Raw genomic sequence first — 15,369 nt, 5'->3', positions numbered from 1 at the left:
TACCGAGGCTCAGTGACCGCGTCCAGAGGCCTTGCCGGTCGATGGGCCGGCAGGCGCTCACGAACCGGTCCCTATCCCACCCAGCCAACCGCCGTCTTCGGAATGATGTCGGACTCCTCCAGCTTGGACGCGAACATGCTCACCGCCTCCACCGCATCGCTGGTGCCGCTGCGGATCTGCAGAATCACCGAGCCGGCCTGGTCGGCCAGGGTGACGCCACGTTGTGCCCCCTCCTGGGTGACATGCATGCTCGCCACCGCATCACGGGTTTCGGCGAGGATCTTGCCGATCACCTCGGCGATCTCGGTGGTCGAACGGCTGGTGCGTCCGGCCAGTTGTCGCACCTCGTCCGCCACGACGGCAAAGCCCCGCCCCTGATCACCGGCCCGCGCCGCTTCGATGGCGGCGTTGAGGGCCAGCAGGTTGGTCTGTTCGGCGATGCCGCGGATGGTATTGACGATGGCCGTGATCTCCTCGGAACGGCCGCCCAGTTGCCCGACCAGGCGCGACGAATTGCCGATGTTGTCGGCAATCAGGCGCATCTCCTTGGCCGTCTGCTGGATGACCTGCTCACCCTGTTCCGCGACGCGCTCGGTCTCGGCGGAAATATGGTAGGCCCGCGCCGCGCCGAGGGAGTCCGCCTCGAATTTCTCGACACGCTCGGTGATGTCGCTGGCGAACTTGACGATCTTGCTCAATTTGCCAGCGGCATCGAAGACCGGGTTGTAGGTGGCTTCGAGCCAGACGGTCTTGCCGTGCTTGCCGATGCGCTTGAACTGGCCACTGAAGAACTCGCCGGCGTTGAGCCGACGCCAGAAATCGCTGTACTCGCTGCTGTTGACCAGGCTGGACTCGCAAAACAGCCGGTGATGCTTGCCCTTGAGGTCGCTCAGGGCATAGCCCATGGTGCTGAGGAAATTGTCATTGGCCCAGAGGATATTGCCACTCAGGTCGAACTCGATCACCGCCATCGCCCGGTCGAGTGCCGCCAGCTTGGCGCCGGTGTCGGCCTCCCTGACCACCTGGCTGGTGACATCGAGGGCGTATTTGACCACCTTGCAGACCTGGCCCTGCTCATCCAGCACCGGGTTGTAGCTGGCCTCCAGCCAGACATTCTGGCCCTGGGCGTTGACGCGCTTGAACGTGCCGGAAACGAAATTCCCGGCGTGCAGCTGGGCCCAGAACTCGCTGTACTCGCGGCTGCGGACCAGCTCGGGGTCACAGAAGTCCTTGTGGGACTTACCAGGCAGTTGGTCTGCACGGTAGCCCATGGTTTTCGAAAAATTCTCGTTGGCGCGGATGAGCTTGCCATCCAGGCTGAACTCCACCACCGCCATGGAGCGGTCGAGCGCGGCAACCAGTCCCTTGTAGTTCTCCATCTCGGCCGTCCTGGCCGCCAGTTCATCTTTGAGTTTTCTATTGAACATGACACACCTCGGCAAAGGACGCACACCCTTAACCGCTTATCGGCCGATAAGGGTATGGCTGAAGGCCCATCGAAAGAATTAAGGGTATGCCTGATTCTGGATGCGCAGATGGATGAGTGGAGGGCTGGGGTGAGGCGGTTGGCGTATCCGCGGGCAAGCCCGGTTCTGCAAGGACGCGGCATACACGAAACTTGTGTACGACACCTTCCTGTAGGAGCCGGGCTTGCCCGCGAAGCTTTTACCCTTGAGCCCGCGGGCGAACGCCAGTGGGTCTAGAGCGTGTAGGAAACGCCAACCTGAACGGTGCGCGGTGCACCCGGATAGGCATAGACGTTACCGAACGCGCCCTCTTCATAGTCACGGTCAAGCAGGTTCTTCACATCCAGGTTCAGCCGCACCTTCTCGTTGACCTTATAGAAGCCGAGCAGGTCGACGACCGTGTAGCTGCCCATGGAGAAGCCGGTCGCGGCAGTCTGGCCGGCACGCTCGGCGACGTATTTGCCCCCGACCCCCAGGCCCAGCCCCTTGAGCGCACCCTCCTGGAACTCATAAACGTTGAGCAGGCTGAAGCTGCTGCGCGGGATGTTCATCAAGCGGGTTCCCTTGGGAATCGTGGTGTCCTTGGTCACCTCGGCATCGACATAGGCATAGCCGCCGATCACCCGCCATTGCGGCGTCAGGTTGCCGGTCACGTTCAGGTCGAAACCGCGGCTGCGGACCTCACCTGCTGCGACCTTGAAGGTGATGGGGTCAACCGGATCGGCGGTCAGCACGTTGCGCTTGTCGATCTGATAGATCGCCGCATCGACGCTCAACTGACGATCGAGCGCTTCCCACTTGATCCCCACTTCATAGGATTTCCCCTTCTCCGGGTCGAAACCGCCGCCCTGGCGGCTGGCGCCACTGTTGGGTTTGAAGGAACGCGCAGTGTCGGCATACACCGCCAGCGTGTCGGTCAGGTCATAGATCACCCCAAGACGCGGGGTCACGCCGTTTTCGCTCTTGGTCCAGCTCGGCACGCCCGTCACAAAAGACTCATAGTCATCTTCGAAACGCTCGAAGCGAGCCCCTGCCAGCACCTTCAGGCGCGAGGTCAAGGCCACCTGGTCCTGCACGAAGGCCGCGTAGGTCTTGAGGTTTTCCTTGTCATGGGTCGGCGTGCGGGTCAGCGCCGGCCGCGCCTGACCGTACACCGGGTTGAAGAGGTCGACCGTATAGGAACCCACGGCACCGCTGGAGCGCCGGATGATCGACTTGTAGTCGTAGTCCTCGTACTCGACACCGGTCAGCAAGGTGTGCTCCAGGCCCCAGGTGGCGAAATGCCCGGTCAGGTTCAACTGGGCGTCCTTGTCCGTCCACTCCAGCTTGCGGTAGTTGAAGTTGCGGCCCAAGGTGCGCCCATCGGTGCCGATGCCGTTGGCCTCGACCGCATTGCCCTGCAAGGTCCCGTCCAGCCACTGGAAACCGCCGCCCAACGTCCAGTTCTCGTTGAGCAGATGCTCGAAGCGCACCTGCGCCATGTTGTTGTCGTTGTGCAGCTTGCCCGCGTCCTTCTCACCGAAGAAAGTCTCGCGCGAAGCCGTGCCAACCTGCTTGGCATAGTGCGTCACACCGCGATCCAGCGGGTGGTTGTTGCGCATGAAATCACCCTCGAAGGTGATTTTGGTATCGTCGGTGGCCTGCCAGGCGATCACCGGCGTCACGCCATAGCGTTCAGTCTCGACGTGATCACGAAAGGTGTCTCCGCCCTCGCCGATCACGTTCAGGCGATAGGCCAGGCGCCCTTCCTCATCCAGCGGGCCCGAGGCGTCCAGGGTCCCGCGCTTCATGCCCTGATCATCCAGTTGGCTGCCCAGCGTGACGGTGCGCTCGGCCAGCGGCTGCTTGGACACCACGTTGAAGGTACCGCCGGGATCACCGCGGCCGTAGAGCGTGGTGGCCGGCCCGCGCAGCACTTCCAGGCGTTCGATGGTGTTGGCATCGGGCATGTTCGGGTAGCCGCGGTTGATCGGGAAACCATTGCGGTAGAACTCCCCCGTGGTGAAGCCGCGAACCGTAAAGGTGGTCAGCCCCTGCCCGCCGAAGTTGTTGGCCCTTCCCACGCCGCCGGCATAGTCGAGCGCGTCCTGCAGGCGGGTCGCGCCGATATCCTCCACGGCATCCTTGGGCACCACGCTGATCGACTGTGGCGTCTCGTGAATCGCGGTATCGGTGCGCGTCGCACTGGCTGAGCGTGTAGCACGATAGCCCTTGACCGGCCCCTGTGCGGTTTCATAGTCCGCAGTACCGACGACATCGGTGGCTTGCAATTCCAGGGTGGTCTCTTCCGCGGCGTTCTGCTCTGCCCAAACGGACGAGGCAAACGCCTGAAGCACGCAAATCGAAATCAGGGTGCGACGCATTAACAATGAATCCTAGTAAAAGAGCCAAATGAGAGGGTATAGGCGCCAAAAAAGCCGGCGCATGGTATGCCATCTCATTAGCTTTTGATACTGATTCTCATTAAATATTTTTGCAGCGAGGCGATCACCTGCGATCGCCTCGTCGTCGCGAAGGTTGCCGAATCAGGCGACCTTGAAGCGGTTGACCAGTTGTTGCTGGTGCTCGGCCAGACGCGCGAGTTCACGGCTGGTGACGGCGGTCTGCTCGGCCCCGGCACTGACCTGTACCACCAGGTCATTGATCTCGTTTACGTTGCGGCTGATGTCTTCGGAAACGGCACTTTGCTCCTCGGCCGCCGAGGCGATCTGGATATTACGGTCGCTGATGCTGGCGACTCCTTCGGAGATCTGCCCCAGCAGCTCGCTCGCCCGCTCGATCCGGGTGGCCCCCGCACGGGCCTTCTCCAGCGTCTCCTGCATCGAACTGCTGGCACGGTCCGAACCCTGCTGCAGGTTGACGATCATCTGCTGGATATTGCCAGTGGACTCCTGGGTCTTCTGCGCCAGGGTGCGCACCTCCGAGGCCACCACTGCGAAGCCGCGACCGTGGTCCCCTGCCCTTGCCGCCTCGATGGCCGCGTTCAGCGCCAGCAGGTTGGTCTGCTCGGCAATGTCGCGAATGACGTCGATCACCGAGGAAATCGCGTCGCTTTCGTGCTTGAGGTCGCCAATGATCGAGGCGGTCTGCCCGGCCTGGGTCGAGACCTGACGAATCAGTTCGATGGTCCCCTCGATCTCGCCGCGCCCCTGGGTGGTGCTGGCATTGACCTGTTGCGACAACTGCGCCGCATCGCTGGTGCTGCGGGCGACGTCGCGTACGGTGGCACTCATTTCGTTGATCGCCGTGGCGACCAGTTCAGTGCCCTGGCGCTGTTGTTCGACACTCTGGCTGGTCTGCACCGTGACTTGCGAGGACTCTTCGGCAGCCGTGGCCACCTGCGCGGTGGCACTGCCGATTTCCTGCACGATATCGCGGATCTCCTGAGCCATGCCATTGAGGTTGCGCGAGATCTGGCCGAATTCGTCCCGGCCGTCATAGGTGGTGCGGGCGGTCAGGTCACGTTGTGCCAGGCCACCCAGCACACGGTTCACCTCGGCCACGGCTTCATTGATATTACAGATGATCAGATAGGAGAGCAGCGAAACGGCCAGCAAGGCCGCGACGGCACCGCCGATCGTCAGCCACAGGGCCCGGCTGGCGTCGTCACGGCGCTCTGCGGCCAGGGCGCTGACGCTCTGCCCCAGTGCTTCCTCGACCCGTCCCATCAGATCGATGCGCTGCGTGGCGGTCTCGAACCAGGCCTGGGGCCTGATCCCCAGTGACTGGCCCATGGGCACTTCAAAACCCAGACGTTGCAGCCTGGCGACTTCGAGCGCCGCCGGTGCCTGCATTTCCCGGTCGAACTGCTGCAACGAGGTTTCGGGAGCCTTGCGGCGGAAGGCATCGGAATACGCGGTGAACTCGCCAAGGTTGCGACTGAAACTGGACAGCAGGGCTTCATCGAAATGATCCTGGTTGAACACCAGGCCCAAGATCACCCGCTCCCGCCCGGCCCGCTCTTTCATCTCGATGAACTGATTGAGCGCGCCCAGTGCATAGACAATCGTTGCGTTATTGACGTGGGCCTCCAGCGATTGCGTATAACCGATCAGCTGTTTAATGGTCTCGGTATAACGCTGGCCGGAGTCATTCGCCGTGATTGCCAGCTTATCAACCTGTCGACGAACTTGCGTCAGCTTGTCCAGGGCATCGATAACCGTAGCGAGGTTCTCGCCGTTAGTTGCCCAAAGGCTGCGCACGACATCGATCGAGTCATCGGATTCCTTGCGCAACTGCCCCAGGCGATCCCCCATCGCCGTACCGCGACTGCCCAGGAAAACTCCGCTGGCACCGCGCTCCCGCTGCAATGTGGTGATCAGGCGACTCAGTTTCTGTGCGGTGGCGCTGGCACTCACTGTCGCATTCATGTCCTTCAGGGTCTTGTAGTTATCGACAACGAAAACCCCCGCCAGCATCAGAAATCCCAACAAGGGCAACATCAGGATCAGCATTAATTTCATGCGCAACGGCAGGTTTCTGAACATGTGACTTCAAGCCTCTTTATGAACCGATAAAGTTTTAGCGCTGTGAAGTTGCTTGTTCTTGTCCCTCGGTGCGCGGAACGCATCTTACGCGACATAGCTAAGTGCTATCACCCTTATTGGAGTAAATAGTCAGTTACTCGGAAATCGCTATCACACTATTTATCGGCATTCATTGACCCAGATCAGCAGAATATATTTAACCTGTCTCGGTCTCTCTCGAAAAACGCCCCCTGTTGCATTTCCGGCAACAGTGATTTGCACCGGAAGAGATTGATAGGCTGCTAACGAAGAGCGCATGCTAGAGGGCTGGCTGCGCGCTCATATCATTCCGAATGATAGTTACCTTCGCTTCATTCGATTCGTGTGCGATCAGCGGCCACCGCATGATCCGCCCATCCTCAATAGATTGGCGGACTCCCCCCATGGAACAGTCACTTAAACTTTTGCGCTTCCCTCTCGCGGCCCTGGCAGTCGTGGTGATGAGCGCTTGCGGTAAGGCACCGGTGGCAGCAGGCGGCGCGATGCCGGCGGCCAAGGTCAGCGTGGCCAAGGTCATCGAACAACCCGTCAACGAATGGGACGAATTCACCGGGCGCCTCGAGGCTCCGGAAACCGTGGAGATCCGTCCGCGTGTCTCCGGCCAGATCGACCAGGTGGCCTTCACCGAGGGTGCGCTGGTGAAGAAGGGCGACCTGCTCTTCCAGATCGACCCCCGCCCCTACCAGGCCGAAGTCCATCGCCTTGAAGCCCAACTGCAGCAGGCCCGCGCCACGGCCAACCGTACCGCCAACGAAGCCGAACGCGGCAAGCGCCTGCTGACCAGCAACGCGATTTCCACCGAGCTGGCCGACACCCGTACCAGCACCGCCCAGGAAGCCAAGGCCGCGGTCGACGCGACCCAGGCACAACTGGACCTGGCGCGCCTGAACCTGAGCTTCACCCGCGTCACCGCGCCGATCACCGGTCGTGTCAGCCGTGCCGAAATCACCGCCGGCAACATCGTCACCGCCGATGTCACGCCGCTGACCAGCGTGGTCTCCACCGACAAGGTCTACGCCTACTTCGACGCCGACGAGCGGGTCTACCTCAAGTACACCCAGCTGGCCCGCCAGGGCAAGCGCGGCCAGACCACGCCGGTCTACCTCGGCCTGTCCAACGAAACCGGCAATCCGCACCTGGGCCAGATGAACTTCGTCGACAACCAGGTCAACCCACGCACCGGCACCATCCGCGGTCGCGCGGTGTTCGACAACAGCGACGGCAGCTTCACCCCAGGCCTTTATGCCCGCCTGAAGCTGGTTGGCAGCGGCACCTACGACGCCGTGCTGATCAACGACGAAGCGGTCGGCACCGACCTGGGCAAGAAGTTCGTGCTGGTGATGGATGCCGACAAGAAGACCGCCTACCGCACCGTCGAGCTGGGTCCGAAGATCGAAGGCCTGCGCATCGTCCGCAGCGGCCTGAACAAGGATGACACCGTCATCGTCAAGGGCCTGCAGCGCGTGCGTCCGGGTTCACCGGTGGATCCGGAAGTGATCCCGATGGCCAGCAAGGAAACCCTCGCCGCCCTGGCGCAACAACGACAAGCCCTGGAAGCCAGCAACCTGTCCCAGGTCGCCCCGGCCAAGGCCGCCCCGACCCAGGCAAACAAGCTGGCCGCAGCGACTCCACGCGGTTAAGGGATACACACGATGAATTTTTCCCAGTTCTTCATATCAAGACCGATCTTCGCGGCCGTACTGTCGCTGTTGATCCTGATCGCCGGTGCGATCTCGCTGTTCCAGTTGCCGATCAGCGAATACCCGGAAGTGGTGCCGCCGACCGTGGTGGTGCGGGCCAACTTCCCCGGCGCCAACCCCAAGGTGATCGGCGAAACCGTGGCCGCCCCGCTGGAGCAGGCGATCACCGGCGTCGAGAACATGCTCTACATGTCCTCGCAGTCGACCGCCGACGGCAAACTGACCCTGACCATCACCTTCGCCCTGGGCACCGACCTGGACAACGCGCAGGTGCAAGTGCAGAACCGCGTCACCCGTACCGAGCCCAAGCTGCCGGCCGAGGTGACCCGGATCGGTATCACCGTCGACAAGGCCTCGCCCGACCTGACCATGGTCGTGCACCTGACCTCGCCGGACCAGCGCTACGACATGCTCTACCTGTCCAACTATGCCCTGCTCAACATCAAGGATGAGCTGGCGCGCCTGGGTGGCGTGGGTGACGTGCAACTGTTCGGCATGGGCGACTACTCCCTGCGGGTCTGGCTCGATCCGAACAAGACCGCTTCGCGCAACCTGACCGCCACCGACGTGGTCAACGCCATCCGCGAACAGAACCGCCAGGTCGCGGCCGGTCAGTTGGGCGCCCCGCCCGCCCCGAACGCCACCAGCTTCCAGATGTCGATCAACGCCCAGGGCCGCCTGGTCACCGAGGAGGAGTTCGAGAACATCGTGATCCGTGCCGGCGACGACGGCGAGATCACCCGCCTGAAAGACATCGCCCGGGTCGAACTCGGCTCCAGCCAGTACGCCCTGCGCTCGCTGCTGAACAACCAGCCGGCGGTGGCGATCCCGATCTTCCAGCGTCCCGGCTCCAACGCCATCGAGATTTCCAACGAAGTCCGGGCAAAAATGGAAGAGCTGAAGAAGGACTTCCCCAGGGCATGGACTACAGCATCGTCTATGACCCGACCATCTTCGTCCGTGGCTCCATCGAGGCGGTGATCCACACCCTGTTCGAAGCCCTGGTGCTGGTGGTCCTGGTGGTGATCCTGTTCCTGCAGACCTGGCGCGCCTCGATCATCCCGCTGGTGGCCGTACCGGTGTCGCTGATCGGTACCTTCGCGGTCATGCATGTGTTCGGTTTCTCGTTCAACGCCCTGTCGCTGTTCGGCCTGGTACTGGCGATCGGTATCGTGGTGGACGACGCCATCGTGGTGGTGGAGAACGTCGAGCGCAACATCGGCCTGGGCCTGAGCCCGGTTGAAGCCACCAAGCGCGCCATGCGCGAGGTGACCGGCCCGATCATCGCCACGGCGCTGGTGCTCTGTGCGGTGTTCGTCCCGGCGGCGTTCATTTCCGGCCTGACCGGCCAGTTCTACAAGCAGTTCGCCCTGACCATCGCCATCTCGACCGTGATCTCGGCGTTCAACTCGCTGACCCTGTCGCCGGCCCTGGCCGCGGTGCTGCTCAAGGACCACCATGCGCCCAAGGACCGTTTCTCCAGGTTCCTCGACGCGCTGCTCGGCGGCTGGCTGTTCCGTCCGTTCAACCGCTTCTTCGACCGCGCCAGCCATGGCTACGTCGGTGCGGTGGCCCGTGTCATCCGCGTCAGCGGCGTGGCGCTGGTGCTCTACGCCGGCCTGATCGTGCTGACCTGGCTCGGTTTCTCGACCACCCCGACCGGCTTCGTGCCCGGCCAGGACAAGCAGTACCTGGTGGCCTTCGCCCAACTGCCGGACGCGGCGAGCCTGGACCGTACCGAGGACGTGATCAAGCGCATGTCCGACCTGGCCCTGAAACAGCCTGGCGTGGAAAGCGCGGTGGCCTTCCCCGGCCTGTCGATCAACGGTTTCACCAACAGCCCGAACGCCGGCATCGTGTTCGTCACCCTGAAGCCGTTCGACGAGCGCAAGGACCCCAGTGAGTCGGCCGGCGCCATCGCCGGTGCGCTGAACGGCAAGTACGCCGGGATCCAGGAAGCCTACATGGCGATCTTCCCGCCACCGCCGGTTCAAGGCCTGGGCACCATCGGTGGCTTCCGCCTGCAGATCGAGGACCGGGGCAACCTGGGCTACGACGAGCTGTACAAGGAAACCATGAACATCATCGCCAAGAGCCGCAGCGTGCCGGAACTGGCGAACCTGTTCACCAGCTACACCGTCAACGTGCCGCAGGTCGATGCCGCCATCGATCGCGAGAAGGCCAAGACCCATGGCGTGGCGGTCAGTGACATCTTCGACACCCTGCAGATCTACCTGGGTTCGCTGTATGCCAACGACTTCAACCGCTTCGGTCGTACCTATCAGGTCAACGTCCAGGCCGAACAGCAGTTCCGCCTCGAATCCGACCAGATCGGCCAGTTGAAAGTCCGCAACAACAAGGGCGAGATGATCCCGCTGGCGACCTTCATCAAGGTCAGCGACACCTCGGGGCCGGACCGCGTGATGCACTACAACGGCTTCATCACCGCCGAAATCAACGGCGCGGCGGCTCCGGGCTACAGCTCCGGCCAGGCCCAGGCGGCGATCGAGAAACTGCTCAAGGATGAACTGCCCAACGGCATGACCTACGAGTGGACCGACCTGACCTACCAGCAGATCCTCTCGGGCAACACCGCGTTGCTGGTGTTCCCGCTCTGCGTACTGCTGGCGTTCCTGGTCCTGGCGGCCCTGTATGAAAGCTGGAGCCTGCCGCTGGCGGTGATCCTGATCGTACCGATGACCCTGCTGTCGGCGATTGCCGGGGTGATCCTGTCCGGTGGCGACAACAATATCTTCACCCAGATCGGCCTGATCGTACTGGTGGGCCTGGCGTGCAAGAACGCGATCCTGATCGTCGAGTTCGCCAAGGACAAGCAGGAAGAAGGTCTCGACCCGCTGAGCGCGGTACTGGAAGCCTGCCGCCTGCGTCTGCGGCCGATCCTGATGACCTCGGTGGCGTTCATCATGGGTGTGGTACCCCTGGTGTTCTCCAGCGGTGCCGGTGCCGAAATGCGTCATGCCATGGGTGTGGCGGTGTTCTCCGGGATGCTCGGCGTGACCTTCTTCGGTCTGCTGCTGACCCCAGTGTTCTATGTATTGATCCGCCGCTTTGTCGAGCGTGGTGAAGCTCGCAAGGCCGCCCGGGCCCTCAAGCTGGAGGCGCAACAATGAGCAGTATGAAGGCCTTTCTCCCGAGCCTGCTGGCACTGGCGCTGAGCGCCTGTGCCGTCGGCCCGGACTACAAGACTCCCGACACCCCGGCGGCGAAGATCAGCGCCGCCAGCGATGACAGCGCCGATCGCAGGAACTTCGACCGCGCACGTTTCGAGGGTGTCTGGTGGCAACAGTTCGACGATCCGACCCTCAACCAACTGGTCACCCAGTCCCTGAGCGGCAACCGTGACCTGCGCGTCGCCTTCGCCCGCCTGAAGGCGGCGCGGGCGATCCGCGACGATGTCAGCGACGATGCGATGCCGACCATCACCAGCCGCGCCAGCGCCAACCTCGGCAAGGGCCAGGTGCCTGGCCAGACCGAAAGCCGGGTCAACAGCGAACGCTATGACCTGGGGCTGGACATGGCCTGGGAAGTCGACCTGTTCGGCCGCATCCAGCGCAACCTGGAGGCCGCCGACGCCGACCAGCAGGCGGCCGAAGCCGATCTGTACCAGTTGCAGGTGACGATGATCGCCGAACTGGTGGATGCCTACGGGCAACTGCGCGGCGCGCAACTGCGGGAAAAGATCGCCCTGGCCAACCTGAAGAACCAGCAGGAGTCCCGGGGCATCACCGAAAGCCTGCGCGATGCCGGAGTCGGCGACCAGCTCGACGTGGTCCGCGCCGATGCCCGCCTGGCGGCGGTCGAGGCCAGCGTGCCGCAACTGCAGGCCGAGCAGGCCCGGCAGAAGAACCGCATCGCGACCCTGCTCGGCGAGCGTCCGGACAGCCTGACGGTGGACCTGAGCCCGAAGGAGCTGCCGGCGATTTCCAAGGCCCTGGCCATTGGCAACCCGGGTGACCTGCTGCAGCGTCGGCCGGACATCCTCAGCGCCGAACGCAAGCTGGCCGCCGCCACTGCACGGATCGGCGTGGCCAAGGCCGACCTGTTCCCACGGGTCAGCCTCAGCGGCTTCCTCGGCTTCACCGCCGGGCGTGGCTCGCAGATCGGCTCGTCGGCAGCCAATGCCTGGGCCTTGGGCCCGAGCATCACCTGGCCGGCGTTCAACCTGGGCAGCGTGCGGGCCCGCCTGCGCGGCGCCAATGCCGAGGCCGAAGGTGCCTTGGCGACTTACGAACAGCAGGTGCTGCTGGCCCTGGAGGAATCGCAGAACGCCTTCACCGACTACGGCAAGCGCCAGCAGCGGCTGATCTCGCTGATTCGCCAGAGCGAATCGAGCCGTGCCGCCGCCGACCTGGCCGCGATCCGCTATCGCGAAGGCAGCGTGGACTTCCTGGTGCTGCTCGATGCCCAGCGCGAACGCCTGGCCGCGGAAGACAGCCAGGCCCAGGCCGAGGTTGACCTGTATCGCGGCATCGTCGCGATCTACAAGGCACTGGGAGGCGGTTTCACGCCGCAGACCGTCGCCAGCAACTGATTCAAGCTCTCCCGGTTGGATGCCCCTCCGACCGCTTCGGCCCCGCAGCCCTTGGGTTGCGGGGCTTTTTTTCATCCCTGAACAACACTGGGCGATAGTGTTACAGGATATTTCTTCAACTTCGAAATACTCTAACGAACTGTCATTTCTGACAGTTACCGGGGAAGCAGGCGCTGGGTACGTTAAGGACGCGCATAGATCGTGCGCTCACTCATCGCAAGGAGAAGCGTCATGAAAATTCCCCCTCGTCTTGTCACCTCACTTGGCCTGGCTATCGCCGTCGCCAACCTGGCCATGACGGCACAGGCTGCCGGATGGGCCTATAGCATCGGCAACGGCTCGTTCAGCAATACCCTGGTGACTGCTATCAATGATTTCCATGTGGCTGTGGGCAGGGCCGAAGGCACAAACTTCATCACCCGAGCCGTCTATGACACTACCGCTGGCGGGGCCACGGCCCTGCCCTCCCTGTTCGCCTCCGCCAGTGGCGTGCAAGCGAGCTGCACCGCCGACGCGGTCAATAATGCGCCGCTCAGCACTGCCGTGGCCATTGGCACCTGTGAAGACGCCAACGAAGTAGGCCAGGGTGTCAAATGGAATCTGAACAATCCCAGTGCAGCCCCTGTGCAACTGCAACCGCTGCCCCCTCTCGCCGTGCTGCACCTGGTAGCTGACGTAGAGACAGAGCCCGTTGCCGTCAACCAGGCAGGTATCGTGGTGGGCAACAGCATCAGCCCCACGGGGGTGACCTCTCCGGTGTACTGGAGTGCGGCCGGGGCGGCGAACCTCCTGCAACCGCCGCTGCTCGGCTCGGTCGACAACTGCAACGTGGTGGATATCAATGACGCTGCGATCCCCTCGGTCATCGGCAATTGCCCGGCAGGGGTCGGAGGCCTGGGAAAAAACCTGGCCGTGCTCTGGACCACTCTCCCCAGCAGCTTTACCGTGTTACAGCTGCCCAGCGGGGCCAGCTACTGCGAGACCAGTGTAATCAATGCAATCGGACAAATCCTCGGCACCTGCTACTACACCGGCACCGGCAGCGGCACGCCCGGTGTGTATAAAACCGTGCAATGGCCGGCCGGCGGTACCAGCGCGCCAGCGGTGATGACGACCATCAACGGCAGTACCTCATTGCGTAACTCCGGGGTAGCCATGAATGCTTCGGGGCAGATCACCGGCAACCGGGTGAAAGCCGGCGGCTTGACCGGGCCCTTCGTCTGGGACCCCGCAACAGGTACCAACGGCATCCCGATCCCACTCTTGTCAGGCAGTTCGCAAGCCGTCGCCAAGGCGATTTCCAACAATGGCATCGTCGTCGGTTGCGGCGAGGTCAATGGTGAAAGTGAAGCCTTTGCCTACCATCTCACCGGCGCTACGCTCATCCCGATCACTTCCCTTGGCGCCGGTGGCAACGACTGTGCCGACGCCATTTCTCCCAATGGCGCCTATACCGCAGGCATCAGCGAAGACGCGAGCGTAAGCCAGCAGGGAGACGGCGTGGTCGCCAACACCCCCTGAGGCGGGCACGTGAAGGGTTCAGGGTTTGCACCTGAGTGTATTGGTTTGATCCAGAGGGATACTGAAATGACTTCTATCGTTCTTTCGTCGTCGGCCTGTTCCGGGGAGACAAAAACGGCGTACTCCTTGCGCTCCCGAAAAGGGCTTGCATTGGCCTTGCTGGTCGCAGCGGGGATTATCTGCCCGCTGATCGCGACACCCAGCCAGGCCGCGCTCGCCTGCCGCACTATTTGCCATAGTAACGTGCCCGCCAGACCCCTGAGTTCCGCTTCGGCTTACACTGTCGGATACAACAATGGGTACAACAGTGGCTATAAAGCGGGTTACATAGCGGGCAACACCCATGCTCTTGCCATGCTGTACAATGCAGGCTACGACTATGGCTTCTCAGGTGGTTACAGCGGCGGTTATCCCGCCCACCCGCCGATTTATCGCCCGGCCCGCTATTAAGGCTGGCTGAGTGGGTTGCAGGAAAGGAATGAGTCCGGCAGCGGATCCATCCCTTTTTAATGGCTGATCAGTCAAGGCCGCATTCAACGCCACCTTGATAGACCTCGTCGATCAAACCGTCAGATAAAGCGATTGGACAAGCCCGACCCGGACTTCTAGTCTACGCCTGCGTAAACCCCGCGCTTCAAGCAGTTCCTGCCCATGATCGTCCGTCCCAAGCCGAACCTGTTCGCCATCCTGTTTTCCCTCAAGGGTTCGATCGCCCGCCGGATTGCCCTGCGTTGCCTGATGGTGACCCTCCTCGCCGCAGTCATCGTGCTGGTGGAAACCGCGCGCCCGGAGCTTTTTTCCAAGGTCAACGCCACGCCGTTCACCCTGCTCGGCCTGTCGCTGTCGATCTTCATGAGCTTTCGCAACAACGCCTGCTACGACCGCTGGTGGGAAGGCCGCAAACAGTTGGGGCAGATGATCATCGATATCCGCTCGCTGATCCGCGAAAGCCAGGTGCTCGGCGAGGGTCCGCAGCGCACCGTGCTGTTGCGCGAGCTCTGCGGCTTCGCCCATGGCCTGATCGCCCGCCTGCGCCGGGAAGACGAACGCCAGGCCATCAGTCCCTGGCAGCAGGCCATGCCAGACCCCGGCCACCCGAATGTCACCGACCAGTTGCTGCAAGGCATCGGCGCCCGTTGCCAGGCCCTGGCGCACCAGGGGTTGATCAGCGAATGGCGCTATACGGTGTTCGCCGGGCTGCTGCTCAGCCTCAGCCAGGTCCAGGCCAGTTGCGAACGGATCAAGCTGACACCACTGCCCTTCCCCTACAACCTGCTGCTGCACCGGACCATCTACCTGTTCTGCATCCTCCTGCCCTTCGCCATGGCCGAACCGCTGGGCTGGCTGACGCCGGTGTTCACCGCCATCGTCAGCTACACCTTCCTTGGCCTGGACGAGATTGGCGACGACCTGGAGGACCCGTTCGGCTTCGATGAAAACGACCTGCCCTGCAGCGCGATCCTGCGCACCGTGGAACGCGAAATCCTCGCCAGCCTCGGCCACCGCGACCTGCCGCCACCGCTGCAACCGGTGGAATACGTCCTCAACTGAGCCCCGGGGTTTGACTCCGGGACGCTGCTGACCGAAGCTGGCAACCTCACGAA

The 15,369-nt window shown here is 62.7% G+C and carries 7 protein-coding genes and 4 pseudogenes; 6 read left to right on the top strand and 5 right to left on the bottom strand.

The features are described 5' to 3' along the window. Positions 1 to 71: 71 nt before the first annotated feature. The 5 genes and pseudogenes from ACZ5KU_RS14635 to ACZ5KU_RS14615 all read right to left on the bottom strand — a co-directional run. A pseudogene (locus ACZ5KU_RS14635) lies at positions 72 to 545 on the bottom strand (methyl-accepting chemotaxis protein); the annotation flags it as partial. 117 nt (positions 546 to 662) lie between these two features. Continuing rightward, positions 663 to 1,379, bottom strand: a pseudogene (locus tag ACZ5KU_RS14630) (PAS domain-containing protein); the annotation flags it as partial. 320 nt (positions 1,380 to 1,699) lie between these two features. Continuing rightward, positions 1,700 to 3,829, bottom strand: coding sequence for a TonB-dependent siderophore receptor (locus ACZ5KU_RS14625; protein ID WP_054062229.1), 2,130 nt, complete (start codon positions 3,827 to 3,829; stop codon positions 1,700 to 1,702). Positions 3,830 to 3,991: 162 nt separating this feature from the next. Beyond that, a complete protein-coding gene (locus ACZ5KU_RS14620; protein WP_425357966.1) occupies positions 3,992 to 4,699 on the bottom strand; it encodes a methyl-accepting chemotaxis protein in 708 nt (235 codons plus the stop codon). 150 nt (positions 4,700 to 4,849) lie between these two features. Continuing rightward, a pseudogene (locus ACZ5KU_RS14615) lies at positions 4,850 to 5,836 on the bottom strand (nitrate- and nitrite sensing domain-containing protein); the annotation flags it as partial. Positions 5,837 to 6,375: 539 nt separating this feature from the next. Between ACZ5KU_RS14615 and mexE the strand changes: the two are divergent. From mexE to ACZ5KU_RS14585, 6 genes and pseudogenes are all read left to right on the top strand, one after another. After that, entirely contained in the window at positions 6,376 to 7,632 is a 1,257-nt protein-coding gene (gene mexE / locus ACZ5KU_RS14610) for a multidrug efflux RND transporter periplasmic adaptor subunit MexE (protein ID WP_054062230.1), read from the top strand. A gap of 12 nt (positions 7,633 to 7,644) precedes the next feature. Continuing rightward, positions 7,645 to 10,823, top strand: a pseudogene (locus ACZ5KU_RS14605) (efflux RND transporter permease subunit). Then, entirely contained in the window at positions 10,820 to 12,244 is a 1,425-nt protein-coding gene (locus ACZ5KU_RS14600; RefSeq protein ID WP_464737360.1) for an efflux transporter outer membrane subunit, read from the top strand. Before ACZ5KU_RS14605 ends, ACZ5KU_RS14600 begins: the two are co-directional and overlap by 4 nt. A gap of 231 nt (positions 12,245 to 12,475) precedes the next feature. Next, on the top strand, positions 12,476 to 13,765 hold the full coding sequence (locus ACZ5KU_RS14595) for an HAF family protein (protein ID WP_464737359.1): 1,290 nt from the start codon (positions 12,476 to 12,478) through the stop codon (positions 13,763 to 13,765). A gap of 66 nt (positions 13,766 to 13,831) precedes the next feature. Continuing rightward, on the top strand, positions 13,832 to 14,215 hold the full coding sequence (locus ACZ5KU_RS14590; RefSeq protein ID WP_464737358.1) for a hypothetical protein: 384 nt from the start codon (positions 13,832 to 13,834) through the stop codon (positions 14,213 to 14,215). Between the two features lie 201 nt (positions 14,216 to 14,416). Further along, the gene (locus ACZ5KU_RS14585) at positions 14,417 to 15,316 is read left to right on the top strand and encodes a bestrophin family protein (protein WP_054058148.1); all 900 of its coding nucleotides are present in this window, start codon (positions 14,417 to 14,419) and stop codon (positions 15,314 to 15,316) included. Positions 15,317 to 15,369: the final 53 nt, after the last annotated feature.

It is taken from the genome of Pseudomonas sp. Tof1, from assembly GCF_055390395.1.
This window is presented reverse-complemented; position numbering and strand designations above follow the sequence as displayed.